We start from the raw sequence: 24,355 nt of genomic DNA, 5'->3' as shown, positions 1-24,355 counted from the left end.
GTTTCGATTAATTTGGTAAATTAGTGTTTTTATACATCAACATGATACCTTACAAATGCTACACTATAGAATCACAATTAAGCTTTGACGAAATTATGGGCAGGCTTAACCGCCTTACGCAAAGTGAAAATTTATGGAAAATCTTTCCGCATAAAAAACAAAAGTATTTTACCGGTGTAGTTAGTAAAAACAGTTTTAACATAATGGAAACATCGGGTGCTACAAATAAGTCTGTTGTAGAGGGCACGGTAACACCAATAGGCAATCATACGGTTATTAAAATTAAAGTCAAACTGTCTATATCATTTATATTATTACCCATACTCATTACAGGTTGGTTTGTTTACCTTAATTTCAGGAACGACACATTAACCGATCTTTATCTTGCTATAGGCTCATCGATAATTGTATTTATCATATCTGTATGGAGTTATTACAATAATTCATTACTACTCAAAAAAAACCTCATTACTCTTTTTACTGAAGCAACACCTGATAAAGAGTAAAACTTTATTTATAAAATATTTATTATTTTCGCTACCCTAAAGGGAAAATCAATCCACACCAATTAAAAATGAAAAAAGTATTATTCGCATTATTACTATTGGCAGCCGCGTTACAAAGTTGTGACAATAAACCTGAAACAATCTCAAACAACGATATAGACCCAAAACTTAGGGAAGTTATAAAAGCCAAAAACGACAGCCTTTTTGAAGCCCTTTCAAACAGTAGTACAAAAGTGTTCGCCCAACTGGGATCAGATAAGTTTAACGACAACCTAACGGCAAACCTAAACGACGTAATTTGGCCTTTTAGAAAAGGAATGCTGGAAACAGATCATGAAGTGTATGAGGAGTTTTACAGTAAACACACCAAAGTAAACCATGAAGCGACTATACTGTCAGCACAGCATAACTACAAGTTACAGTTTGTAAACCAAAACTACGAAACCTATGTTTCGCTTTTAAAAAGCACCTATAGAGAAGTTACCGATTATCTTGTAACCGTTATTTATGCCAAAATAGATAACAAATGGAAAATAACTCACATAACTATGGGAACACTTGGCTCATATGATAAAGATGCCAATGATCTTTTTAATGATGCAAAAAGCTTTCATGATAATGGTTATGATATAGATGCCCTGCATCATGCCAAAATGGCGAAAGGATCCCTTGAACCTGCTAAAAACCTTATTAAGTATAACTTTGCAAAAGATATTGATGATTTTGGCGAAAAATTAGCTAATGAGATTAACAGGACTTACCCGTTACCCGATACACTTTTTCAAATTCAAAGTAAGCCTGTTGTTCTTGATCTTAACGTTGTACAAAACGCCGAAGGTATTTTCCCGCTTATAAGCTATGAGAGCCAAATACCACCAAACGACGAAACATCATTAAACAATGAGTTTGAGGTTGTTAAAAAAGAGATTCAGAAAAAATACAAAATAGACTATAACCAAAAGTTTGTTTACTACAGGGCTTATAACAAAAATGCGCAGGGCTTACTCTCTGAAAGTAAAACTTTTACTGAGACGAAGTAATGCTTTCCGAAAAAGAAAATACCCATATCAGTAAGTTTCTGAGCTTAGTACTTCGCCACAAACCCGAACACATAGGCATTGACCTTAACGAAAACGGATGGGCTAATGTTGAAAGCTTAATTACACTATCGGGTAAGGCAGGAGTTAATTTCTCCTTTAAGGAGCTAAAGCACATTGTAGACACCAACAATAAAAAGCGCTTTGCCTTTAATGACGACTGTACTCTTATAAGAGCAAGTCAGGGACATTCGGTTACAATAAACAGCGGATATGAACCGCAACAGCCTCCCGAAGTACTATTCCACGGCACGGCAATAAAAAACCTCGATTCTATACTCGCAAACGGACTACATAAAGCAAACAGACTGCATGTACACTTAAGTTCTAATACAGAAACTGCAATAAATGTAGGCAGTCGGCATGGTAAGCCCGTTGTGCTGGAAGTCATGGCGCTGCAAATGTATAACGATGGTTTTGCTTTTTATCTTTCTGACAATAAAGTATGGCTAACTGATAATGTACCTGTTAAGTATTTAAAAGACCTTTAAACATCGGTTATGAGTGAAAGAAAATTCAATTTTTTCTCAAATAAAAAAGAGTATATTACTACTCCGCTAAGAAAATTATTTTCAATCTATTTTTTTTCCAGCTTAGCAGCGCTTTTATTAATCTTTTTTGAAGATATTTTCCTTACTCTTCAGGTTTTCCTTATGACATTAGGAATTTGTATGATGCTTTTTTTAATCGTATTCCTATTACCTACCCTACTTATATACTATAATCATAAGAAATTTAACGAAAATAGTACATTTAATATCAGGTTAAGTACAGGTGAGTACTATTATTCGGATAAAAGCGGTGAACTGATTTTTAGAGATAGGGATATAAAAAAAGTAGTACTATTTTTACCGCATGGTTTAGGAAGTCGAACCTCTGTATGGAATCAATTGTTTTATACTCTTATAATACTTAAAACAGGTGAAAGGATTGTTTTATCCTGCTTGATTTTCAATCAGGTTAACATATATCCTAATACTTATAAATATTTTCCTGAAGCATCTTTAACAAGTTCATGGAAGGTTATACGCGAAAAGGTAACTTTCCCTAATGTAAAGAAAGGTTTAGCTCCTGCTTCAAACAATAATCTGGATAAACACATTAAGCAGTTTTAACAAATATTCATGTTTGAAACTAAATTTGACTTCACCACAAACAAAAAAGAATACATAGATACTCCTATTAATTAAATATTTTTTTTGCAAAAATAACATTTACTTAACTGATAATATTCACGCATAATATTTAACAATACCGCAGTAATGCGTATATTTAACTCTCCTTATATGGAGAGTTTTTTAATTTTAAATAAAATTATTTTAAATTTAATATGCACGCATATTAAATTTTATTATCTTTGAGAAACCATTATATATGAAAGATAAAACTATAGATTACATTCTCAGGGCAACCTGGCAGGCAGTAGCAAGAATGTACAACGAAGAAGCCGGAAAATATGGAGCAACAATGTCAATTGGATTTGCATTGCTTTCTATTGACAAGGAGAAAGGCATCTCGTCTACAGCACTGGGTCCGCAAATGGGAATGGAGGCCACAAGCCTCACACGTACATTAAAATCAATGGAAGAAAAAGGACTTATTGTCCGCAAAAAAAACCCTGTAGACGGTCGTGGTGTAATTATACACCTTACCAAACTGGGCAGGGAAAAAAGAGATCTTTCCAAAGAGGTGGTATTAAAATTCAATGAGGCCGTAAAACAACGTATATCCCAGCAAAAAATGGATCATTTTGTGGAAGTGGCTGAAGTTATAAACGAGCTGATTGCCGAAAAGCAGATTTATGCAACCGAACAGCCCGAAGCAGAGATTGAAAACAAAACAAAATAATAAAAGGTGAAACCGCCTTGGCGGGCTGTTTCATTTAACAAACAACTAAAAATACAACTATAAAAAATGAAACGCACTATTAAAAAGGCGGCCGTAATAGGCTCCGGTATTATGGGATCGGCAATTGCCTGCCATTTTGCCAATATAGGTGTTGAGGTTCTTTTGCTGGATATAGCCCCAAAAGAGCTTACGGAAGCCGAAAAGAAAAAGGGGCTTACACTGGAGGATAAGGTCGTTAGGAACAGAATTGTAAACGAACACCTTGCCAACTCCCTTAAGTCTAAACCCTCCCCTATTTACCACCAGAAATTTGCTTCAAGAATATCTACCGGTAATATAGATGATGATCTTCCTAAAATTGCCGACTGCGACTGGGTAATTGAAGTAGTTGTTGAAAGGCTTGATATTAAACAAAAAGTGTTTGAACAAATTGAAAAGTACCGCAAACCGGGTACACTTATCACATCAAACACATCGGGTATACCTATCCACTTTATGAGCGAAGGCCGCAGTGAGGACTTCCAGAAACATTTTTGCGGAACACACTTCTTTAATCCGCCACGATACTTAAAACTTTTCGAAATCATACCGGGTCCTCAAACTTCACAGGAGGTACTGGACTTTTTAAATAACTATGGTGAGCAATTCCTTGGTAAAACATCGGTAGTTGCAAAAGACACCCCTGCCTTTATAGGTAACCGTATTGGTATTTACGGTATTATGAGCCTTTTCCATCAGGTTAAGGAAATGGGGCTTACTGTTGAGGAAGTTGATAAACTTACCGGACCTGTAATAGGCCGCCCTAAATCGGCTACCTTCCGTACGGTAGATGTAGTGGGTCTTGATACCCTTGTACATGTTGCAAACGGTATTTATGAAAACTGCCCTAACGATGAGGTTCACGAACTGTTTAAGGTTCCGGGATTCATTGATACCATGATGGAAAACAAATGGCTGGGTAGCAAAACAAAACAGGGCTTTTACAAAAAGGTAGACAAAGACATCCTTGCACTTAATTTGGATACGCTGGAATACCGTCCGCAGAAAAAAGCATCGTTTGCCACACTGGAGCTTACCAAAACTATAGACAAGCCTATTAACCGCTTTAAGGTACTTGTAAAAGGTACAGATAAGGCCGGAGAGTTTTACCGTAAAAACTTCTCGGGTATGTTTGCCTATGTCTCTAACCGTATTCCTGAAATTACCGACGACCTGTATAAGATAGACGACGCTATGAAAGCCGGATTTGGCTGGGAAAACGGTCCGTTTGAAATATGGGATGCCGTAGGTGTTGAAAAAGGTATTGAACTGATGAAAGCCGAAGGGCTTGAACCTGCTGCATGGGTTAACGAAATGCTGGCATCTGGCAACAAAAGCTTCTACACTGTAAAAGAAGGAGCTACTTACTATTACGACATCGCATCTAAATCCCAGAAAAAAGTTCCGGGTCAGGATGCCTTTATTATACTTAACAACATTCGCGAGAGCAAAAAGGTATGGAGCAACAGCGAGGCCATTATAGAAGACCTTGGCGACGGCATCCTTAACCTTGAGTTCCAGTCTAAAATGAATACCATTGGCGGTGGTGTGCTACAGGGCATAAACAAAGCCATAGATATTGCCGAAAAAGAGTATGACGGACTGGTTATTGGTAACCAGGCTGCAAACTTCTCGGTTGGTGCTAACATTGGTATGATATTCATGATGGCTGTAGAGCAGGAATATGATGAGCTTAACATGGCTATCAAAATGTTCCAGGATACTATGATGCGTGTGCGCTACTCCTCTATACCGGTAGTGGTTGCACCACATGGTATGACACTGGGCGGTGGCTGTGAAATGAGCATGCATGCCGATAAGGTTGTGGCTGCTGCCGAAACGTATATCGGACTTGTGGAATTTGGCGTTGGGGTTATCCCAGGCGGTGGCGGATCTAAAGAGATGGCGCTGCGTGCTGCAGATACCTTCCGTAAAAACGACGTAGAACTTAACGTACTTCAGGAGTATTTCCTAACCATTGGTATGGCTAAGGTATCAACATCGGCCTATGAGGCGTTTGACCTTGGTATACTTCAGCATGGTAAAGACGTTATTGTGGTTAATAAAGACAGGCAGATTGCCGAAGCTAAAAAACATGCCAAGCTGCTTGCCGAAGCGGGTTACACTCAGCCGGTTAAACGTAAAGATGTAAAAGTACTGGGCAAACAGGCACTGGGTATGTTCCTTGTAGGGACAGACAGTATGGAAGCCGGACATTACATCTCTGAACACGATAAGAAAATTGCAAACAAACTGGCTTATGTTATGGCTGGTGGTGACCTTAGTGAACCTACACTGGTTACAGAGCAGTACCTTCTTGACCTTGAAAGGGAAGCATTCCTATCACTTTGTGGAGAGAGAAAAACGCTGGAACGTATTCAGTTTATGTTAACCAAAGGGAAACCGTTAAGAAATTAGTATTGAGTATTTAGATATTAGAATTGAGACAAGATGCATAAGGTACAAGATTTAAAAATCTGGCAAAAATCAATCGAACTGGCAAAACAGGTTTATACAGTAGTTGCTGATTTACCCGCTGATGAAAGGTTTGGTTTAACATCACAGATTAAAAGAGCAGCAGTCTCAATCGCATCAAATATAGCCGAAGGTGCCGGAAGGAACTCCAATAAAGAGTTTAGGTATTTCTTGGGTATAGCTAATGGCTCAAGCTATGAACTACATACTCAATTAATATTGGCTTCTGAACTTGAACTGATTGAAAAGTCTAAAATTGATGCAATACTGAATCTGATTACTGAAATACAAAAAATGAATTATTCATTTCAAAAAAGTATTGGTGAAGTCTCAATTCTCAATACTAACATCTAAAATCTAAAATAAAATGAAAACAGCATATATAGTAAAGGCATACAGAACGGCTGTAGGGAAAGCACCAAAAGGGGTTTTCCGCTTTAAAAGGCCTGACGAACTGGCCGCCGAAACCATTCAGCATATTATGAATGAGCTTCCGCAGCTGGACAAATCAAGAATTGATGACGTAATGGTAGGTAACGCCATGCCGGAGGCAGAACAAGGCTTAAACTTTGCCCGCCTTATTTCCTTAATGGGGCTTAAGGTAGAAGATGTTCCGGGGGTTACGGTAAACCGTTACTGTGCATCGGGACTGGAAACTATCGCTATGGCCACAGCCAAAATACAAAGCGGAATGGCTAGCTGTATTATTGCAGGTGGCGCCGAAAGTATGAGTTACATTCCTATGGGTGGTTACAAACCCGTACCGGATTATAAGTTGGCTAAAAACGGCCATGAGGATTATTATTGGGGGATGGGACTAACTGCCGAAGCGGTTGCTAAGCAATATAACGTTAGCCGTGAAGACCAGGATGAGTTTGGTTATCAGTCACACCAAAAAGCACTTAAAGCTCAGGCGGAAGGCAAATTTGACAAACAGATTGTGCCTATTACCGTAGAGCAGGTATATGTAGACGAAAACGGTAAAAAAGCAACTAAAAGCTATACGGTTACTAAAGATGAGGGTCCGCGTGCCGATACTTCGGTTGAAGCTCTTGGAAGACTGCGCCCTGTATTTGCTGCCGATGGTAGTGTAACTGCGGGTACATCTTCCCAAATGAGTGACGGTGCTGCCTTTGTTATGGTAATGAGTGAAGAAATGGTTAAGGAACTTAACCTTGAGCCTATTGCCCGTTTGGTTAGCTATGCCGCTGCCGGTGTGGAACCAAGAATTATGGGTATAGGTCCTGTAAAAGCCATCCCGAAAGCGCTACAAATGGCAGGGTTAAACCTAAATGACATTGAACTTATTGAGCTTAACGAGGCATTTGCCTCTCAGTCGCTTGCTGTTATACGTGAGCTTGGGCTTAACAAAGATATTGTAAATGTGAATGGTGGTGCTATTGCACTGGGTCACCCACTGGGATGTACAGGTGCTAAGCTGTCTGTTCAGTTATTCGATGAAATGAAAAACCGCGGAAGCAAGTACGGTATGGTCACCATGTGTGTAGGTACCGGACAGGGAGCTGCCGGAGTTTATGAACTAATGTAAAAGACTTGAAGACGAAAGACAAAAGATAATAGACTAAAAACTTACTGCACCATACCGATGAGTGATTTTAAAAGACACAATTTTAAAAAGCTTAAAATATGGCAGATGGCCATGGAAATAGCAAAAGAAATTCTTGATTTAACAGATACTTTTCCTTCACATGAAAAGTTTGGGTTAAAAAATCAGATGGACAGATGCTCAATATCCATACCATCAAACATTGCGGAAGGTTCAAGCAGAAGTGCAAAATCATTTAGTCATTTTATTAATGTCTCTTTAGGTTCTTCTTTTGAGTTACATACGCAACTGCTGCTAGCACATCACAGAGGTTATATTTCTGAAAGCAATGCAGTAGTAATTGAAAATAAATTAGAGGAATTCCAGAGAATGACTATGAGTTTTCAAAACACTCTGGTTTCCGTATAAGTCTGTTATCTATTATCTATCATCTAAAAGTCTAAATTAAAATATTACAAAAATGAGCGAAGCTAAAGATATAACAAGAGGAGGTCAGTTCCTTGTAAAAGAAACCAAGTGTGAAGATGTGTTCACACCCGAAGATTTTTCGGAAGAGCAGGTTATGATGCGCGACACGGTTAAAGAGTTTGTAGACCGTGAATTATGGCCGCACAAAGACCGTTTTGAGAATAAAGATTATGCCTACACCAAAGAGTGTATGGAGAAAGCCGGAGAGCTTGGCTTTCTTGGCGTAGCCGTACCGGAAGAGTATGGCGGACTGGGTATGGGATTTGTTTCGACCATGTTGGTTTGTGATTATATCTCGGGTGCTACAGGTTCGTTCTCAACAGCATTTGGTGCGCACACCGGTATTGGCACCATGCCAATTACCCTGTACGGAACTGAAGAACAGAAAAAGAAATATGTACCTAAGCTTGCCACCGGAGAATGGTTTGGTGCTTACTGCCTTACCGAACCGGGTGCCGGTAGTGATGCCAACTCGGGTAAAACAAAGGCTGTGCTTAGTGAAGACGGTACGCATTACAAAATAACAGGACAAAAAATGTGGATTTCCAATGCCGGATTCTGTAGCCTGTTTATTGTATTTGCACGTATTGAAGACGACAAAAACATTACCGGATTCATTGTAGAGAACGATCCTAATAACGGTATCTCTATGAATGAAGAGGAGCATAAACTGGGTATCCGTGCCTCCTCTACCCGTCAGGTATTTTTTAACGAAACTAAAGTACCGGTAGAGAACATGCTTTCTGAAAGAGGTAACGGATTCAAAATTGCCATGAATGCCCTTAACGTAGGCCGTATTAAACTGGCTGCTGCATGTCTTGACGCACAGAGAAGAACTATCTCGGGCGCTGTTAAATATGCTAACGAAAGAATCCAGTTCGACACTCCTATCTCAAGCTTTGGGGCTATCCGTTCCAAACTGGCAGAAATGGCTGCAAGTGCCTATGCCGGAGAAAGTGCGTGCTACCGTGCTGCAAAAAGCATTGAAGACCGTATCGAAGCTCGTGTTGCTGCGGGAGAATCACATCAGGATGCTGAGCTTAAAGGTGTAGAGGAATTTGCTATTGAGTGTTCTATCCTTAAAGTGGCGGTATCTGAAGACATTCAGAACTGTAGTGACGAAGGTATCCAGATTTTTGGTGGTATGGGCTTCTCTGAAGATACCCCAATGGAAAGCGCATGGAGAGATGCAAGGATTGCCCGTATTTATGAGGGTACAAACGAGATTAACCGTATGCTATCGGTAGGTATGCTTGTTAAAAAAGCAATGAAAGGACACGTAGATCTTTTAGGACCTGCAATGAAAGTTGCCGAAGAACTTATGGCGATACCATCGTTTGATACTCCTGATTATTCGGTATTATTTGCCGAAGAGAAAGAGCTTATCGGTAAGCTTAAAAAAGCATTTTTAATGGTGGCGGGTAGTGCCGTACAAAAATACGGACCAGACCTTGACAAACACCAACAACTGCTTATGGCTGCTTCTGATATACTTATCGAAATATATATGGCCGAGTCGGTTATACTGAGAACAGAAAAACTGGCAAAAAGCAAAGGCGAAGAAAACGTAAAAGAGCAAATTGCAATGGCTCAGTTATATCTTTACAGAGCGGTAGATACCGTTAATACTAAAGGTAAAGAAGGTATTGCATCGTTTGCCGAAGGCGACGAACAACGCATGATGCTTATGGGTCTTAAACGATTCACTAAATATACCAATATGCCAAACGTAGTAGCCTTAAAGGAAACTATCGCTGCAAAACTGGTAGACGAAAACGCTTATGTATACTAATACCACTAGTAATCACTAATTTCCGTTTTTAGTTTAGTTTATTCAAAAACATCCCGCCTGTTGGCGGGATGTTTATTTATATAGTATCTCTTTTTACAAATACTTTTTGATTTTCCCTGCTGCCAACTGATATGAGTTTTCAACCTTATTAAGCACTGTGTTGTTTTTAGTTATTACAGTAAAGGTTGCCCCACCATCGCAAAACGCATAAATATCGTCACTACTAAATTTTTTAAGGCTGTCCTCATTCCCTTCAATAGGCATAAAGTAATGCTCGCCTTTCCAGTTATTATCTATTATCCTGGCTGCCCAAAGGTTTTTAAGCTCGGCTTTGTCAATTCCTATATAAACAATTTGGAGGTCTTTTTCTTTTTCAAGATGTTGCAGTGAAGGTATTTGGTTCAGGATACTGCTCCCTGCAAACTCTGCCGACCAAAATACCAGCAGTACATTTTTTTTGTTTTTGTATTTTTCAAGTATAGCCTCCAGCTTTTGCTTATCCAGTTGTTTGCTACTATCTCCCAGATTATACTTTTTATCTGTAAGCGCTGTCTCCATGAGCTTTATAAAATCAATCGACTTTTGATAGGATTCACTATTGGCATTGTTTTGAAGGTAATCTAACTGTTTACTGTACTTATCATAAGGTTGCCCCATACTTACTAACCACGAAAAAAATTCGGAATAATACCTGTCGCATACCTCGGGGGTGAAGTTTTCATTCAGGAATTTTTCTTCCCATTTAATGAAATCTTCTTCGCTTACATACTTGTACCAGTTTTCATAGTACAGCTCCTTACCCTTTAAACTTTTTAAATATTCTACCCTTAAAATAAGGTAAACTATATAAGCAGGATAGCAGTTATTTACATTAGTAATTTTTTTATACTCACTAACATTAAAAGGTTTATAAACCGGATCAGAAAAATCAATAAGTTTTCCTTCCATCTCTTCCGACTTATATTCCAAAAAAGCACCTATCTCAAACTTTTGCAGGCTTATAACCGACTTTAAAAAGTCGTATTCCTTGTCGCTTAACGGAGACTCATTTATAATACGCTCTAAAACTCCCCTGTTTGCCGCATTGATTATAACCTCATTGTTTTTCTCTTTTTTGTATACCGCATCAAGCAATGCCAACTTTGCAGATGATAAGCTATCCAGATAAGCTGCATATTCTGTAGGAGTCATATCCTCCATAAACTCATCATCAAACTGAGGCAGGTGCATCATGTTAATTTTTCCTGCTCCCTTACCGGTAGCAAAAAGTGTTTCGCCCGGTTTATTGACATCAAAGTTAAGATTAACGTTATCTCCTTCAAACATTACAAGGCCTGTAATGTTCTTGTCTTTAAAAATAATATAGTACTCAGCTCCGTCCAGTATCTTATCTGATTTAAACGTAAAATTACCTTCTTTACTAATTTGGGTTCCCATACTGGTAAAACCTAAAGGATTTAGGGAGCCTCTTAAAAATGGCCTGTAAATAAGGGTGACGATTTCGCCATTGGCATTTTTAACGGTACCGTTTAGAGCGGTTTGTGCATTACAGTAAAACGTTACCAGTACAAGTAGTGTACACAGAAGTTTTCTTTTCATGGTGTGGTTTGTTTTGTTATGAAATAATAACGAAAAACAAACCTGTTTATTTTTAGACATAAAAAAGCCGCTGCGAATGTATCGCAGCGGCTTTTAAATAGCATATCGTATTTTTAACTGAGGGGCTTTTTTCCTCTAAACACATTAACCAGTATAGCGATAAGTGCCAACACCAGTAATAGGTGTATTAAGGCACCGCCTACATGAATTACAAAACTTCCCAGCGCCCATAGTATGACTAATACAATAGCGATTATAAACAATAGATTTTTCATAGCAATTTTTCCCTTCCTGTTTATTTCATTTCCTTAATAAGGTCCTGTAGTCTTACAGCCTCATTATGGTGTGTTTTAAGCGTAGGTAACATATCGGCAGCCCACATTCTTATTTCTTCGTCATTAGCTTCCTCACTGGCTTTTTCCATCTTCTTAATTGCCTCTTCATGACCATCCACCATCATATCCACATACTTTTTGTCAAAGTCCTCTGTTTTCTCTTTGCTTAGTTTATCATAAGCTTCTTTCCCGTCTTCACTTAAAGCTGTGGGCAGCGATATATTTTTTAATTCTGCGTTTTTCTTCAGGTCTTCCATTGCCTTAGTATGATCATTAAAAAGAGTTTCGGCAAAAGCCCTCACTTCGGCATTTTTACTTTTTTGCTGTGCCAGTTTAGCCAGCTCAATTTCTTTCATGTTCACTTCGGCTGCAAAAACAAAATACTCAGCATCTTCTTCCTTAGCTTCGTTAGTATCTTCAAACTTGGCTTCGTTTTGCTCTTCGGCAACTTCTGCAGGATCTGTTTCCTTATTATCCTTACACGAAGTAGCCCCTAATGTCATGGTTATAAGCGCTGCGCCAAGCAGCATTTTTCCTAATATTGATTTCCTTTTCATAGTCGTTTGTTATTTAGATTATTTGGTTACTTCATGATTACAATGTCAAAATTAACACATAAAGTATGACTAAAATATTAAGGGATTCACAATTAGTGTTAGGGAAATACTAAATGTAATTTATTCGTCTATAACATCTTTCCTAATCTTAACGGCATAAGCATTAGGAGTTATTTTTTTACCGTGAAGACGTGCGTACACCTTGGTAAACTCGGCACCGAAGTATAATATGATAGCCGAATAATATACCCATAAAAGTATGATAATAACGGAACCTGCCGCCCCGAAAGCCGAAGCTACATTTGAGTTGGTGAGGTATAGACTGATACCAAATTTCCCCAGCATAAAAAGTATTGCCGTTGTACCCGAGCCTACAAAGGTATCCTTCCAGGTTACATGTCCGTCGGGCAGGGTACGGAAAACAATTGAGAACAATAAGGTGATGGTACAAAAAACTAATCCGAAGTTTAATACATATACCAGATAGACTGTAGTTTCGGGCAGGAGTTGCTTTAACTGGCTACGCAGTAAATCAAGCACGGTGTTAGCCAGTAAGCTCACCAACAATAAAAAGCCAATAGCCCCAATCATGGAGAACGACATAAGCCTGTTCTTAATGAACTTCTTGATACTCTTATCTGGTTTAGCTTTTAATCCCCATATATAGTTAATGGAACTTTGTATCTCCACAAATACCCCCGATGCTCCCACAAGCAGTACCGCAATACCTATAATAAGCCCCAGTACACTATCGCCAGATAGTTTTGTATTAGTAATAATCTCCTGAATTTGTGCTGCGGCATTTGGTCCTACAAACTCATTTATCTGTCCGTAAAATTCGCCCTTAACAGCATCTTCCCCAAAGAAGAGTCCGCAAACCGATATAATTATAATGGAAAGCGGCGCAATGGAGAATATGGTATAATAAGACAGTGATGCCGCCAGTTTAATGGCATTATCAGAAAAAAATTCGGTAAACGTAGTCTTTAAAAGCGTCCATACGGTAAGGCCTTTATGCTTTATGCTCATGGTTGTAACAGGTAATTTTATCGGTCAAACGAAAACAGGGACAAATCGCCGTTGTTTTTGCCCTGCAGCAGGTCACAAAGTATTTGTGCTCCCACCACGCTAAAGGTAATGCCGTTTCCGCCAAAACCCAAAGAAAAATATCCGTTTGGTAATTTTTTATAAGGTCCTATATACGGGAGGCCGTCTTTAGTGGAGCCAAAGGTACCCGTCCAAGTGAATTCGGGAATAAAATTGAGGTTTGGGAACATCTTATTAATATCATTAGTAAGCTGCTTTGTTTTCCTGTCTATCAGTTTATCCCGCTTAGCCGGATTGGAAAAATCTTCATCCCTGCCCCCTACCAGTACCCTGTTATCTGATGTAGTTCGTACATATAGGTATGGGTCGGCCGTGTTCCATATTAGCACCTCATCTTTCCAAAAAGGCCTGTCATTATACTGTTCGCTTACCACAGCATAGGTAGACAACAGGTTAACAATATCCTTATCAATAAAATTAACCACCTCATAACCTGTAGCATATATAAGTTTGTTGGCTTTAATAGTATGCCCTGATTCGGTTTTAAGTACCACTCTGTTTTTGCTATGCTTAATATCGGTAACCGGGGTACGATCAAAAACATTTAGATCCTCTCCTTTTTTGTGGTGTTGTAACAGGCAGTGTGTAAGCATATAGGCATCTACCTCAGCAGCCTTGTCTGATACTATAGCACCGTAGCCCTTAAAGCCATATTGGTCTTTCAGTTCGTCCTCATTAAGCCAGCGTACTTTAAACCCGGCTTCCTTTCTTGCCTCATATTCCTTTTTAAGCCAGCTTACGTCTTTTTTATAGGCAGCATAATACAGGCTTTTACGTTTTTTAAACCCGTCGAGTTTAAAACCTTTGGTAATCTCCTCAAGTGTGTCAATAGCCTCTCCGCATAGCTGATAGGCTCTTTTGGCATTTTCCTTACCTATCATTTCGGTTAGCTTATACAAAGGGACATCTATTTCATACTGAAGCAGTGCTGTACTGGCACTGGTACTCCCCAGTCCAATAGTACGTGCATCTATAGTGGTGCACTGTATACCTGCATTTACCAGATAATACCTAACCAACGCCCCCGATATACCTGCGCCCATAATAACAACATCAGTTTCCACATCATGATCTAACTTAGGAAATGTAAATGGTAGCCCGTTTTTTACCAACCAGAACGGATAGCCTGCTTTAAGATTCATATATTTATTAATTAATGATTTACTCATAAAGTTATGGCATAATATATTTGTAACGGAAGTGTTAGCCTAATTATAGGTTTTATTTAACTCTTGTTAAATTGGTTTTTTAATTTATAAAAAGTCATAGTTTTGCATTACAATTAATACAGTATGATTAACCCTTCTGCCAGCGGCTGGATCGATAAGTTTTTTGCCAAGCTTAAAGACAATCCGCATATAAATAACAGTTCCCGTGAGTTTTACCTTTGCGTAAGGGAAACAGGATTTATATATGGGCATGTAGTAACCTTTAACGATCTGGACGATGCCGAAACCAAAGGGTGGACATCGGAAGAAACCACAAAGGCAGCATTGCTTAACACTTTGTATGCTTTATACAGGCTGGTAAACCAGAAGGAAAATAAAACCGACTTTATTAATCAGGCAATTGCCTTTTACAGGGAGATGACCCCTGAAGGATTTAATCCGCTTAAAATGGTACTGCCGGCAGGAGGCCCAAGCCATCAGCTTGAAGCCATACTGGAACAGCGCATTAAAACAAACGATAATATTATAAGCCGTAACTTTTCGCACATACTTACCAATGCATTACTGTTTATGGATGTACTGGCTTTTCGCCAATACCTGCTGTACCATGAGCTTCCGGAAAAATACCTGAGAAGACTGGAGGAAACGGTTATGGGAATTGTTGCTATTGCTCTTACCGAAAAAACCGAAAAATCATACTACGATGACCTTATTATCAAACTGTTTGAATCGTCTGTTCGCTATACCAAACTATCCAAAATAAACAACGGCAGTATCACTATGCCCGAACTGGATTTTGCAGAATCAGAACTGGAAAAAAACTACCTGCTGGATATGGCCGGAATGGCGGTGTGGAGTGATGCGGTAGAGGAACAAACAGAAATTGAGTTTTTGTACAACCTTGCCGGTCAGCTTAAACTTAACAGGGATATTGCTAAACAAAGTATAGAGTCGTTTAATCTTTTTATTGAAGAATATAAAAACGAGATACCGTACTTTAAGTACTCAAATCCTGTAAAGCATTTTTACGGACACGCGGCAAAAACCGTTTCGCTGCTTATTACACGTAATAAAAAGCGCCTTATCAAGGAAATTTCCAATAATGGCGAACTAATGTTACTACTTACCCACTCTACTCACCGCAGCCTTGATGAAGGCGAAAAGAAGAAGGTAAAAAAGCAATTGCTTGAAATTTGTAAAACGGTACCTTCACTTACTATTTTCCTGCTACCGGGCGGTAGCCTGCTGTTACCGGTACTTATTAAGTTTATCCCTAAAATGCTGCCTACAGTATTTAACGAGAACCTTGATAACGAATAAAAACAAAAAAGCCGGAAAATATATGATTTTTCCCGGCTTTTCGAATTAACACACCTTCTATAATTATCGATTAACTAAACTCAATTTTTCTTAGTCTGCATTGTACTCTTTGTACCTGTAGTATTCCTGTATTGTCATTATACCCTTGTGTACGCTTTTTCTTTTAACTGCAAGCACTAACAATACTACTGTAAGTATTGTAACACATGCCACCAAAAAAATGAACAGGGTATTTAAAAGGAAACCGCTAAAGCTTTCGTTATCAAAGCTAAAATCGTTAATAAACAGGTAGCCTCCTAACAGTACTACAAACAATAATAGGAAATAGTAAAGCAGTTTCATGATTTTGTTTTTGGTTGGTTTTGATACTGCAATTTCTAAATTTATATAGTTACATACCAGCACTTTATGAGTATATAACTTTTGTTTAAGAAATTTTTAGCATGTAAAAAGCCACACCGTTTTACGGTATGCACCACAAACAAAGGGAAATTCAAAAAGTTTTTAAACAATTGTCTATCTGTTAAATAAAAACTAAAAAAAGATTAGTCTCTTTTCTCTGGTTTTTTGGCAAAAGGATTAAACGAAATTCCCACATTAAAATAACCTGTAGCGTTTTGCTGTGTAGAAAGTATATATTTTGAAGTCACTTTTCCCCTTTCGGTAAAACGGGAATTGAATACATTACTCAATCCTCCTTTAAAATAGGCTATAAACTGATGGTTAAGTATGGTTTCATAAGTAAAACCTGTTTTTACTTCCAGTTGGCGGTAATCGTATACCTGTGCAAAACCGCTGCGGTTAGGGTAGTAATAAAATCCGTTTGAGGTAAGCTCACTACCCAGCAGTATCCTGCAGTTTTTAAATAGCGGATGCCTAAACAACAACCTATTTGGCAGAAAACAGTCAAAAACCCATTGTGAGTTTTCAAACTTGTGTTCAAGCGTAAACACGGGTGCAACGGGTACGGGAGATGCCGGATCTATAAAAACAAGAAGTCCTGTACTAATAGTGGTTCGAGCATTACGCTTCAGTACGATTGTCCCTCCTACAAAACCTTTTACCCTTTCTGCCGACTGTTCTGACCCATCGACAAAAACACTGGCGTTATAAATAAACGGCTTATTGAACATTTTGGAAAAGTAAGTAAAACTTAATGCTCCTGCCAGATAATGAAAATCGCTGGTATTGTTATCTACAGGTCCGTTGTAAGTACCTGTATTAGTAAGATTGTTTACTGTAAGGCTCTCGTAAGTATAATTAAGTGATGTAGTAATATTCCATTTGGGCTTTCTTATGACAGGAAGGTTAACGGCAAGTTTCAGCCTGCTGTGGTTTTGCAGTGTCCCTTCCTGATAGTCCTGTTTGTAAAGCTCAGAATTAAAATCAGACGGCAGGTACTGCTGGTATTGCAAGTCGATTATACGAAACGACGGAAACCTGTCTGCCAGTTCCCTTTGGAAACCTTTCTTGATTTCGTCCTGTTCCTGAGCGTTTGCAAAAAGGCATAAGAATGCCGATGAAAATAAAAGCAGGCTTCTTTTCATGGAATAATGATTTTTGATTGATGATTAAACTCCTATAGCTTATCAGGCTGGCTGCGGCCTAAATAGAGTTCGAAAAAGTCTTTGCGATACACATCGCCTACAGGTATCTCTGCCGATTTTATATATACGGTATGATTGTCAAACGAATCTATATGGCTTAGGTTTACCACATACGACTTACTCACCCTAACAAACTGTTTGGTGTTGAGGTTACCATGAATGGTTTTAAGGTTCATGGCAGTTACCATTTTACTCTCGTCAAGATGAATTACCACATAATCCTTTAATCCTTCTATATATCTTATATCTGTAAAAAGTATTTTATGGTACCTACGGTCACTTTTAACCAGCATATACTCGTTTTCAACGCCTTCCATTTCCCCTCCCTTACCTTTAAGCAGGTTGTGGTACGTTAATGCTTTTTCTATTGCGGTTAGCAGCCTGTCTTTTTCTATGGGTTTTACCAAATAATCTATGGCTTCTACCTCATAGCTTTTTAGGGCATACTGCGAATAAGCCGTGGTGAATATTATAAGTGTTTCCCTGGGTACCGATGAGGCAAAATCAAGCCCGTTAATTCCAGGCATTTCTATATCCAGGAAAATAAGGTCTACGTCGTTTTCATTTAAAAACTCGCGTGCTTTTTTTACGCCGTTAAAACATCCTTTAACCGTTACACAGCCAATATCCTGCAAAAGCAACAACATACCTTCGCGGGCCAGTGGTTCATCGTCTACAATTATACAGTTCATACCAGTAACGTTAATTTAACCATAAACTGACTATCAGTTTCTTTAATATCGAGTTCAAAAGCCTCGCCATACAGCAGTTCTAACTGCCTTTGTATATTTATTAACCCCAGTCCGCCTTCATTATTCACTGCTGTAGGTTCTTCGGGTTTTGTATTTACACATGAAAACACCAGTTTGTGGTCTACAACCCCAAAACCTATATCTATGTGCGACGGATTATCTAAATCCACACTATGCTTTACCGCATTTTCTACAAAGGTTACAAACAGGTTTGGCGGAAGCATAATCATTCTTATCTCATTTTCACAAACCACATCAATGGTAAAGCTAAAATCATCCCGCCTTATATTTTCCAGCTCCAAAAAATCATTAAGAAACTGAATTTCAGACACCAGTGCTACCGAATCCCTCCTGTTCTGATAAAGTAAATGCCTCAGGAAGCCCGATAGTTTCATAATGACTTGAGAAGCCTTATCGGTATCCTTTTTAACCAGTACACTCACATTGTTAAGCATATTGAACAAAAAGTGGGGATTAACCTGATTTTTAAGTTCTTTAAGCTCAATTTCCAGCGAGTTGCGTTCCAGTTCGTTAATACGATTAGTATTATAAACCCATTCCTGAAACAGCTTTATGGCTGTAGAGGAAAATACCAGCATTATCAATATATTACTCACATTGAGTATTTCCCTGTATATCCCCAAATGATGAATTTTATCGGGGAGTACCCTATAGGGCTCTATATAAGTGGTTCTTACAATTCTTATCACTGCATAGCTGCAAACTACCATTGCTATAAGCGATATAAGGTAGGTTACAAACCGGCTCTTTAACAAAAAACGTGGTATAAACACATACATGTTTATGTATACCATAAGCAGGAAATAGCCAAACCATATTGTCTTATTATAAAAATTATAAGGGCCTGAATATTCTTTAACCCCGTTTGGGTCATACATTATTAAAAGTAAATAGCTAAGTATAAGCAAATGCCTGTACACCCTGTACTTTTTACCTATAAAAAACTCAACAAACCAGCTCTTATTATTAAAACAAAAGTTATCCAAACCTATCAATTTTACACTGCGAAATAATACAAATTAGCACTTTAACGCATCAATTTTATACAAAACCGCTAATTAATTATACCAAACTTACTAATTAAGATTTAAGTAATACTAAATATTAGGTTTGTATAATATAACAGGCTGTTTGTATAAAATAATAATCCTGTACTTATATGTAATTTACATTTGAATAAAACTAGTTACTAATGGATTTATATACAATGGGGCAATGGACAGATGCTATTGAAAATCTTTCTGTTAGCACACAAAAAAAGGAAAAGAAGTTACAGGAACTTTCCACTTTATGGAAGTTTGTATCCACAAGCAGGGAGTTTGTTACTATTAATGGTGACTTTGGCCTGAAGTATAATAACGAAGAGATTAGTACTGTAGTAACCGACCTCAACCTTATACAATCAGGCTACAGTGATGTTTTAGAACAAACACTACAGGAAACCGAACTTAACCTGCTCCACAATCAAAAACAGGGGTTTTACACGCTTACACTATACAAGCATATAAACAACTTTACCACAAACGGATTACTGGAACTACAGGAAGAACTTTTGTTGTGCAGCAAAGGTGAAATGGTACACTACTGCTATGTGAAGGAATTTAACCGCACACAAGCCCTTTACCATAAAATAAATACTAATCTTAAGGTTAAGGAAATTACCCGTGAAAATGTAATAGAAGTATTGAAAAAGGAGGAAGAGAAAGCCACCGGTACCAATAAAAAATGGCTTATACTTACACTTGATAATTACCAGAGTAAGTGTGATCATTTCTTTATAAAGGATGAGGTTTTATACCTTCCGTTTGAATCAGGATACGACAGGGTTTTTATATTTGATTTTTTCAAATCAGAGATTATTGAACTTAAAACCAATTTATAAAGCGAAGTTAAAGAGCGTTAAATAGCTTACCGTTATGTTTTGCTTTGAGTAATTTTAAGGTAAAATCAAACTGAAAAAGCTATGACCAAATCACTAGTAGTAAAAAACAACATCAGGATAAACGCACCCTTAAGCCGTGTGTGGGAGGTGCTTACAAAACCTAAATACATCCGCATATGGGACAGGCTTCCCGAAGATTTTGGCGATTTTGACATTGACCCTGCCACTGTAATTGAATGGCCGGGATATTCAAGACTTTCGGTAATTGAGTTTATCCCTAATCAAAAGCTGCGGTACGAATTGTATGTGCCTACATGGGAAGAACGAGTAACCAATATTGGCTACACTTATACCCTAACCGTAGATAACGAAGGTAATACATGGCTGGGTGTGGAAATAGGCGACTTTGCCATACTTGCCGAAGGCGACAAATACTATGACACCAGTGTGGACTTTGAAAAAACAGCTTCACAAAAAATAAAAGAACTCGCTGAAAAAAGGGAAATTGTATTCTAATTTCCCTTTGCTCTATCTGTCAAACTTTATATACATGTGCTCAAAATTAAGAGTCATTTTATCAAATTGCTTTATTACATCCTGACCGATATTGCCATAATACAGATTCTCTTTTGAACCTATGTTTTCGGTAAAGGCCTGCACACTGTCTAATACCAACTCGTGGCCTGCAACATTAGGCTTAAAGGTAATGTAATAACCTTTTTTGGAAAGGGTTCCCCCTGCTCCGCCAAAAGTAAGATCGGTTAGTTGGTAATTGCCCTCTATTTCTTTTTGGTATCGGTTAAAGTATTTTATATACAATGAGGTACCCACCGCCCCGGAATCGAACGTATAATGATTACCTTCTATACAGATTACAGGATTAAGGAAATCAAGAGCCATATTACGCAACGGATACTGGCGCGGTACTTTTGGCACTATGAACTCATCGTTTTTGGTGATTTGGATTTCCTTTAAAGCCTCAATAACCGGAAAACCTAAAATTCCGTTTATCTGGTAATTAATTTGAGGGAATGCTAATGCATCATCAGGAAATACTAAAAATACAGCATTACTAACCGTTATATCACCTATGGTAAACTCAGGACAAACCGCCAGTTGTGATTTTACTGATAGTCCTGTTATAGCACCTACTTCTATAATACCATCAAGCATTTTCATATTAAACTGCTTTGCAGTGGTTTCGGTAACTGTTGAGATATTTGCGCCAGTATCAAAAATAAAATCAGCTTCAATATTTCCCACTTTAACAGGGAGATTTGCCAAGCCTGCCACATCCCTTTTCATGGTTATGGTAGTAAGTCTGTTTACTTTTACCTGCTGCTTTGGTTGAAACGAAAGTGCCGTCCACATTATTTGTGAGTTCTTATAATCTTCAATCTGATCTTTAGACAGTACCCCGCTATACTTATCCAGTATCTCTTTCACTATCCTGTTTGCCTTTTCATATTCATACAAGCGTGCGTAATTACCTTGTTGTATTTCCAGTAACTGCTGCTTTACCGAATCGTTAACCTGCTGTGCATAGCCATTAAAAACCTCATCAATTTTTTTATTAGATGATTCGGGCTTATTAAAAGCATTATCTATAAAAGCCTCTAGTATAAACTTTTCAGGCTTGCCTATTTCGGGTTTGTAATACTCAAAAGTATCACGCGCCTTAAAGAAGTCCTTTTCTTTAAGGTAACCGTTTACCTGTGTGTATCGTTCCAGTGATAAGGGACTATCGGTTTTAGCACCACAGGCAGCCAGAAGGATTAATAAAGTAAGAGTAAAAAGTCGGTTCATTTATATTGGTGTTTGTCTGTATATAAAGATATTAAAAAGCTTTATACCAATTGCTTAAACCTGTAATAAAACAGTACTACCCCGTTACGGAATTCTTTTGTGTTTACCAATTCCAAAAAGTGCGGAGAAACTGACTTGAACAACAGTTTACCCCTACCCAGTTTTATGGGATGTACCCATAACTGAAACTCATCTATAAGCTTATTGTCTATTAAATACCAAACCAGTTGTGCACTACCATATATCATTATTGGGCTTCCCTTCTGCTCTTTTAACTTCCTTATATAAACGGCAGGGTCATCATTTATCATAATACTGTTATTCCATGTACTATGAGTTAGTGTTTTGGAAAACACCAATTTGGTATAACTGTTAATCATTTGTGCAAAGGCACGGTCTTCAATTGGGGAAGATAAATCAACTCCTTTATTAGACCAATAGGCCGACATGGCGTTGAAAGTAATGCGCCCAAAGAGAATGGTATCAGCTTTGTTAAGTTCGTCTGCAAGACACTCTGCCATCTCGGTTGTCCAGGCATTAAAATGCCAGTCGAGTTCACAGTTCGGTCCCGAGAGGTAACCATCCTGAGTTACATTCATCGAGAGTATAAGCTTTCGCTTACTTTGTGTTTCTTTATTTGTGTATAGCATAGCAGTTTAAGGTGATTAACAAAGATATAGCCCGGTAACTGCCCTTCAAGGTGTTCGTACAGACATTTTAAGGGGCGGTTACCGACATAAATAATTTTATTACCTTAGCCTTAATTTTCATGTTTATCGCTACCACCTTTAGGTTTTATTAAATAGAAAAAGGAATTATGATACATGTATCGATACTGGTGCCTAACGAGGCTATAATGGCCAGCATAGTAGATCCCCGAACCATTTTTACCGGTGCAAACAATTTTCTTGAGGCTGCCGGACATTCCCCTGTTTTTAATATTCAGTTTGTAGGGTTGTCCCGCGAGGTAGAATACCACGAAGGGCTTTTTGCCGTGCGTACCGATGCCCTGCTGAAAGACATTAAAAAAACCGACCTGATTATTATTCCTGCCATTAGCGGGCAACTGGAAAGGGCTATAGACATTAACAGGGATTTTATCCCCTGGATAATTAAACACTACAATAACGGCAGTGAAGTGGCAAGCCTTTGTATAGGTTCGTTTTTACTTGCATCAACAGGTTTACTTGATGGTAAGGAATGTTCCAGCCACTGGCAAACGGCAAACGAATTTAGACAGATGTTCCCCGATGTTACTCTTGTAGACGGACGCATTGTTACCGAACAACAGGGACTATACTCCAGTGGTGGCGCTACCTCTTACTGGAGCCTGCTTCTGCATTTGGTTGAAAAACATGCCGGGCGCGATATTGCCATTGTCGCCTCTAAGGTGTTTGCTTTAGAAATTGACCGTAAGAGTCAGTCTCCGTTTATAATGTTTAACGGACAAAAAAATCATGATGATGAGCCTATACGTAAAGCTCAGGAGTTTATAGAGCAAAATATTGCCGAAAAAATATCTATAGACGAGCTTGCCGATAAGTTTGCCATAGGGCGAAGGCATTTTGACCGACGCTTTAAAAAGGCTACAAACAATACAGCAGGCGAATATATACAACGCGTTAAAATAGAAGCCGCAAAAAAGCAACTGGAAACCAGTAATAAAAACATTAACGAAATAATGTATGAGGTGGGGTATAACGATACCAAAACCTTTAGAAACCTGTTTAAAAAACTAACCGGACTCTCTCCTGTTGAATACAAAAACAAATACAACAGGGAAACAATAGTTGCATAACTATAAAATTTAGTTAAAATTTGCAGTTTACCAGCAACCTTTTAAATACTGTTGCATCTAATTAACAAAACAAGCAAAAAGTATTATGAAGTACCTTAAGTTTTTAGCACTATTTATAGGAATGACAACCCTTAGCGGATGTTTGAGTGACGATGAGAATTATTGTTCTCAAACCATACAGCCCTATGTAACTCAGGTTACGGGCCCCGGTACAGCCTTAACAGGTGAGGAAATAACCATAAATGTATCATTTGGTATGACCGAAGGATGTAGCACGTTTGTAGCCTTTTATGACAATGACGTATATCCAAGAACCGTTGCTCCGGCGGTAAAGTATGAAGGATGTACCTGTAGCGGTAACGCAATTACAGCTACAGAAGGATATACATTCTCTGAAGATGAACCGGGTGAATACGAGCTTAAGTTTGTAAATGGTGTAAATGAAGAGGGAACTGCATATACTTATATTTATAAAACCATTACGGTAAGCGATCCTGACTAATCTAAAATAATTTTAGTTTATTTATATTGATGTATGGCCCTGCAAATTGCAGGGCTTTTTTTGTTAAATATTAAGCTGATTTTGATATATTTGAAGCTTACACGCTTT

At 38.2% G+C, this 24,355-nt stretch carries 26 protein-coding genes; 15 read left to right on the top strand and 11 right to left on the bottom strand.

The window, feature by feature from the left end:
- Positions 1–41 precede the first annotated feature (41 nt).
- The 10 genes from ABS768_RS05275 (at position 42) to ABS768_RS05230 (ending at position 9,792) form a co-directional block, all read left to right on the top strand.
- On the top strand, positions 42–506 hold the full coding sequence (locus ABS768_RS05275; protein ID WP_408073928.1) for a hypothetical protein: 465 nt from the start codon (positions 42–44) through the stop codon (positions 504–506).
- A gap of 68 nt (positions 507–574) precedes the next feature.
- Positions 575–1,546 carry a hypothetical protein gene (locus tag ABS768_RS05270; RefSeq protein ID WP_408073927.1) on the top strand — a complete coding sequence of 324 codons (972 nt, stop codon included), beginning with the start codon at positions 575–577 and terminating at the stop codon, positions 1,544–1,546.
- Positions 1,546–2,094, top strand: coding sequence for an RNA 2'-phosphotransferase (locus ABS768_RS05265; protein WP_408073926.1), 549 nt, complete (start codon positions 1,546–1,548; stop codon positions 2,092–2,094). Before ABS768_RS05270 ends, ABS768_RS05265 begins: the two co-directional genes overlap by 1 nt.
- A 9-nt stretch (positions 2,095–2,103) precedes the next feature.
- Positions 2,104–2,718: a hypothetical protein gene (locus tag ABS768_RS05260; RefSeq protein WP_408073925.1), complete on the top strand. Its 615-nt coding sequence runs from the start codon at positions 2,104–2,106 to the stop codon at positions 2,716–2,718.
- A gap of 259 nt (positions 2,719–2,977) precedes the next feature.
- Entirely contained in the window at positions 2,978–3,451 is a 474-nt protein-coding gene (locus ABS768_RS05255) for a MarR family winged helix-turn-helix transcriptional regulator (protein WP_408073924.1), read from the top strand.
- 66 nt (positions 3,452–3,517) lie between these two features.
- Positions 3,518–5,908 (top strand): 3-hydroxyacyl-CoA dehydrogenase/enoyl-CoA hydratase family protein, encoded by a 2,391-nt coding sequence (locus tag ABS768_RS05250; protein WP_408073923.1) that lies wholly within the window; start codon positions 3,518–3,520, stop codon positions 5,906–5,908.
- Positions 5,909–5,941: 33 nt separating this feature from the next.
- Complete coding sequence (locus ABS768_RS05245) at positions 5,942–6,319, top strand: four helix bundle protein (protein WP_408073922.1); 378 nt, start codon at positions 5,942–5,944, stop codon at positions 6,317–6,319.
- A 13-nt stretch (positions 6,320–6,332) separates the two neighbouring features.
- On the top strand, positions 6,333–7,514 hold the full coding sequence (locus ABS768_RS05240; RefSeq protein ID WP_408073921.1) for an acetyl-CoA C-acyltransferase: 1,182 nt from the start codon (positions 6,333–6,335) through the stop codon (positions 7,512–7,514).
- 57 nt (positions 7,515–7,571) lie between these two features.
- A complete protein-coding gene (locus ABS768_RS05235) occupies positions 7,572–7,940 on the top strand; it encodes a four helix bundle protein (protein WP_408073920.1) in 369 nt (122 codons plus the stop codon).
- A gap of 52 nt (positions 7,941–7,992) precedes the next feature.
- Positions 7,993–9,792 carry an acyl-CoA dehydrogenase family protein gene (locus ABS768_RS05230; RefSeq protein ID WP_408073919.1) on the top strand — a complete coding sequence of 600 codons (1,800 nt, stop codon included), beginning with the start codon at positions 7,993–7,995 and terminating at the stop codon, positions 9,790–9,792.
- Between the two features lie 93 nt (positions 9,793–9,885).
- Here the strand turns inward: ABS768_RS05230 and ABS768_RS05225 are convergent, their stop codons facing one another.
- The 5 genes from ABS768_RS05225 to ABS768_RS05205 all read right to left on the bottom strand — a co-directional run bounded on the left by ABS768_RS05225 (position 9,886) and on the right by ABS768_RS05205 (position 14,559).
- The gene (locus tag ABS768_RS05225; RefSeq protein WP_408073918.1) at positions 9,886–11,391 is read right to left on the bottom strand and encodes a hypothetical protein; all 1,506 of its coding nucleotides are present in this window, start codon (positions 11,389–11,391) and stop codon (positions 9,886–9,888) included.
- Positions 11,392–11,504: 113 nt separating this feature from the next.
- On the bottom strand, positions 11,505–11,666 hold the full coding sequence (locus ABS768_RS05220; protein ID WP_330443463.1) for a lmo0937 family membrane protein: 162 nt from the start codon (positions 11,664–11,666) through the stop codon (positions 11,505–11,507).
- A 20-nt stretch (positions 11,667–11,686) separates the two neighbouring features.
- A complete protein-coding gene (locus ABS768_RS05215; RefSeq protein ID WP_408073917.1) occupies positions 11,687–12,283 on the bottom strand; it encodes a DUF4142 domain-containing protein in 597 nt (198 codons plus the stop codon).
- Positions 12,284–12,403: 120 nt separating this feature from the next.
- Entirely contained in the window at positions 12,404–13,312 is a 909-nt protein-coding gene (locus tag ABS768_RS05210; protein WP_408073916.1) for a YihY/virulence factor BrkB family protein, read from the bottom strand.
- A gap of 17 nt (positions 13,313–13,329) precedes the next feature.
- Complete coding sequence (locus ABS768_RS05205) at positions 13,330–14,559, bottom strand: NAD(P)/FAD-dependent oxidoreductase (protein ID WP_408073915.1); 1,230 nt, start codon at positions 14,557–14,559, stop codon at positions 13,330–13,332.
- 123 nt (positions 14,560–14,682) lie between these two features.
- Here ABS768_RS05205 and ABS768_RS05200 point away from each other — a divergent pair, with 123 nt between their 5' ends.
- Entirely contained in the window at positions 14,683–15,879 is a 1,197-nt protein-coding gene (locus tag ABS768_RS05200) for an LETM1-related biofilm-associated protein (protein ID WP_408073914.1), read from the top strand.
- Positions 15,880–15,969: 90 nt separating this feature from the next.
- Here ABS768_RS05200 and ABS768_RS05195 read toward each other — a convergent pair whose 3' ends face one another.
- The 4 genes from ABS768_RS05195 to ABS768_RS05180 all read right to left on the bottom strand — a co-directional run bounded on the left by ABS768_RS05195 (position 15,970) and on the right by ABS768_RS05180 (position 19,245).
- Positions 15,970–16,221, bottom strand: coding sequence for a hypothetical protein (locus ABS768_RS05195; protein ID WP_408073913.1), 252 nt, complete (start codon positions 16,219–16,221; stop codon positions 15,970–15,972).
- A gap of 203 nt (positions 16,222–16,424) precedes the next feature.
- The gene (locus ABS768_RS05190) at positions 16,425–17,426 is read right to left on the bottom strand and encodes a hypothetical protein (RefSeq protein WP_408073912.1); all 1,002 of its coding nucleotides are present in this window, start codon (positions 17,424–17,426) and stop codon (positions 16,425–16,427) included.
- A gap of 32 nt (positions 17,427–17,458) precedes the next feature.
- Positions 17,459–18,178, bottom strand: a complete 720-nt coding sequence (locus tag ABS768_RS05185; protein ID WP_408073911.1) for a LytR/AlgR family response regulator transcription factor — start codon at positions 18,176–18,178, stop codon at positions 17,459–17,461.
- Positions 18,175–19,245, bottom strand: coding sequence for a sensor histidine kinase (locus ABS768_RS05180; RefSeq protein ID WP_408073910.1), 1,071 nt, complete (start codon positions 19,243–19,245; stop codon positions 18,175–18,177). Before ABS768_RS05180 ends, ABS768_RS05185 begins: the two co-directional genes overlap by 4 nt.
- 206 nt (positions 19,246–19,451) lie before the next feature.
- Between ABS768_RS05180 and ABS768_RS05175 the strand changes: the two genes are divergently transcribed.
- Together ABS768_RS05175 and ABS768_RS05170 are read left to right on the top strand one after the other, a co-directional pair.
- Positions 19,452–20,141 (top strand): hypothetical protein, encoded by a 690-nt coding sequence (locus ABS768_RS05175; RefSeq protein WP_408073909.1) that lies wholly within the window; start codon positions 19,452–19,454, stop codon positions 20,139–20,141.
- Between the two features lie 81 nt (positions 20,142–20,222).
- Positions 20,223–20,657, top strand: a complete 435-nt coding sequence (locus tag ABS768_RS05170) for an SRPBCC family protein (protein WP_408073908.1) — start codon at positions 20,223–20,225, stop codon at positions 20,655–20,657.
- A 12-nt stretch (positions 20,658–20,669) separates the two neighbouring features.
- Here the strand turns inward: ABS768_RS05170 and ABS768_RS05165 are convergent, their stop codons facing one another.
- Together ABS768_RS05165 and ABS768_RS05160 are read right to left on the bottom strand one after the other, a co-directional pair.
- Complete coding sequence (locus tag ABS768_RS05165) at positions 20,670–21,947, bottom strand: retropepsin-like aspartic protease (RefSeq protein WP_408073907.1); 1,278 nt, start codon at positions 21,945–21,947, stop codon at positions 20,670–20,672.
- Between the two features lie 41 nt (positions 21,948–21,988).
- Positions 21,989–22,597 carry a dihydrofolate reductase family protein gene (locus tag ABS768_RS05160; RefSeq protein ID WP_408073906.1) on the bottom strand — a complete coding sequence of 203 codons (609 nt, stop codon included), beginning with the start codon at positions 22,595–22,597 and terminating at the stop codon, positions 21,989–21,991.
- Between the two features lie 167 nt (positions 22,598–22,764).
- On the opposite strand from ABS768_RS05160, the gene ABS768_RS05155 reads away from it, so the two are divergent.
- Together ABS768_RS05155 and ABS768_RS05150 are read left to right on the top strand one after the other, a co-directional pair.
- A complete protein-coding gene (locus tag ABS768_RS05155; protein WP_408073905.1) occupies positions 22,765–23,745 on the top strand; it encodes a GlxA family transcriptional regulator in 981 nt (326 codons plus the stop codon).
- An 85-nt stretch (positions 23,746–23,830) separates the two neighbouring features.
- On the top strand, positions 23,831–24,247 hold the full coding sequence (locus ABS768_RS05150; protein WP_408073904.1) for a hypothetical protein: 417 nt from the start codon (positions 23,831–23,833) through the stop codon (positions 24,245–24,247).
- Positions 24,248–24,355 lie beyond the last annotated feature (108 nt).

The sequence above is a fragment of the Flavobacterium rhizophilum genome (assembly GCF_046000485.1).
Lineage (GTDB): Bacteria > Bacteroidota > Bacteroidia > Flavobacteriales > Flavobacteriaceae > Flavobacterium > Flavobacterium rhizophilum.
Note: the sequence above shows the minus strand (reverse complement) of the source record. Positions and strands in the feature narration are given on the sequence as shown.

What these genes read in the sequence shown, in the direction of transcription:
- ABS768_RS05255 (WP_408073924.1), top strand. Translation starts at nt 2,978, where the DNA reads ATGAAAGATAAAACTATAGATTACATTCTCAGGGCAACCTGGCAGGCA.
- ABS768_RS05250 (WP_408073923.1), top strand. Translation starts at nt 3,518, where the DNA reads ATGAAACGCACTATTAAAAAGGCGGCCGTAATAGGCTCCGGTATTATG.
- ABS768_RS05170 (WP_408073908.1), top strand. Translation starts at nt 20,223, where the DNA reads ATGACCAAATCACTAGTAGTAAAAAACAACATCAGGATAAACGCACCC.
- ABS768_RS05190 (WP_408073912.1), bottom strand. Translation starts at nt 17,426, where the DNA reads ATGAAAAGAAGCCTGCTTTTATTTTCATCGGCATTCTTATGCCTTTTT.
- ABS768_RS05245 (WP_408073922.1), top strand. Translation starts at nt 5,942, where the DNA reads ATGCATAAGGTACAAGATTTAAAAATCTGGCAAAAATCAATCGAACTG.
- ABS768_RS05200 (WP_408073914.1), top strand. Translation starts at nt 14,683, where the DNA reads ATGATTAACCCTTCTGCCAGCGGCTGGATCGATAAGTTTTTTGCCAAG.
- ABS768_RS05235 (WP_408073920.1), top strand. Translation starts at nt 7,572, where the DNA reads ATGAGTGATTTTAAAAGACACAATTTTAAAAAGCTTAAAATATGGCAG.
- ABS768_RS05150 (WP_408073904.1), top strand. Translation starts at nt 23,831, where the DNA reads ATGAAGTACCTTAAGTTTTTAGCACTATTTATAGGAATGACAACCCTT.
- ABS768_RS05270 (WP_408073927.1), top strand. Translation starts at nt 575, where the DNA reads ATGAAAAAAGTATTATTCGCATTATTACTATTGGCAGCCGCGTTACAA.
- ABS768_RS05175 (WP_408073909.1), top strand. Translation starts at nt 19,452, where the DNA reads ATGGATTTATATACAATGGGGCAATGGACAGATGCTATTGAAAATCTT.
- ABS768_RS05160 (WP_408073906.1), bottom strand. Translation starts at nt 22,597, where the DNA reads ATGCTATACACAAATAAAGAAACACAAAGTAAGCGAAAGCTTATACTC.
- ABS768_RS05215 (WP_408073917.1), bottom strand. Translation starts at nt 12,283, where the DNA reads ATGAAAAGGAAATCAATATTAGGAAAAATGCTGCTTGGCGCAGCGCTT.
- ABS768_RS05185 (WP_408073911.1), bottom strand. Translation starts at nt 18,178, where the DNA reads ATGAACTGTATAATTGTAGACGATGAACCACTGGCCCGCGAAGGTATG.
- ABS768_RS05265 (WP_408073926.1), top strand. Translation starts at nt 1,546, where the DNA reads ATGCTTTCCGAAAAAGAAAATACCCATATCAGTAAGTTTCTGAGCTTA.
- ABS768_RS05260 (WP_408073925.1), top strand. Translation starts at nt 2,104, where the DNA reads ATGAGTGAAAGAAAATTCAATTTTTTCTCAAATAAAAAAGAGTATATT.
- ABS768_RS05275 (WP_408073928.1), top strand. Translation starts at nt 42, where the DNA reads ATGATACCTTACAAATGCTACACTATAGAATCACAATTAAGCTTTGAC.
- ABS768_RS05210 (WP_408073916.1), bottom strand. Translation starts at nt 13,312, where the DNA reads ATGAGCATAAAGCATAAAGGCCTTACCGTATGGACGCTTTTAAAGACT.
- ABS768_RS05155 (WP_408073905.1), top strand. Translation starts at nt 22,765, where the DNA reads ATGATACATGTATCGATACTGGTGCCTAACGAGGCTATAATGGCCAGC.
- ABS768_RS05205 (WP_408073915.1), bottom strand. Translation starts at nt 14,559, where the DNA reads ATGAGTAAATCATTAATTAATAAATATATGAATCTTAAAGCAGGCTAT.
- ABS768_RS05240 (WP_408073921.1), top strand. Translation starts at nt 6,333, where the DNA reads ATGAAAACAGCATATATAGTAAAGGCATACAGAACGGCTGTAGGGAAA.
- ABS768_RS05195 (WP_408073913.1), bottom strand. Translation starts at nt 16,221, where the DNA reads ATGAAACTGCTTTACTATTTCCTATTATTGTTTGTAGTACTGTTAGGA.
- ABS768_RS05165 (WP_408073907.1), bottom strand. Translation starts at nt 21,947, where the DNA reads ATGAACCGACTTTTTACTCTTACTTTATTAATCCTTCTGGCTGCCTGT.
- ABS768_RS05220 (WP_330443463.1), bottom strand. Translation starts at nt 11,666, where the DNA reads ATGAAAAATCTATTGTTTATAATCGCTATTGTATTAGTCATACTATGG.
- ABS768_RS05230 (WP_408073919.1), top strand. Translation starts at nt 7,993, where the DNA reads ATGAGCGAAGCTAAAGATATAACAAGAGGAGGTCAGTTCCTTGTAAAA.
- ABS768_RS05225 (WP_408073918.1), bottom strand. Translation starts at nt 11,391, where the DNA reads ATGAAAAGAAAACTTCTGTGTACACTACTTGTACTGGTAACGTTTTAC.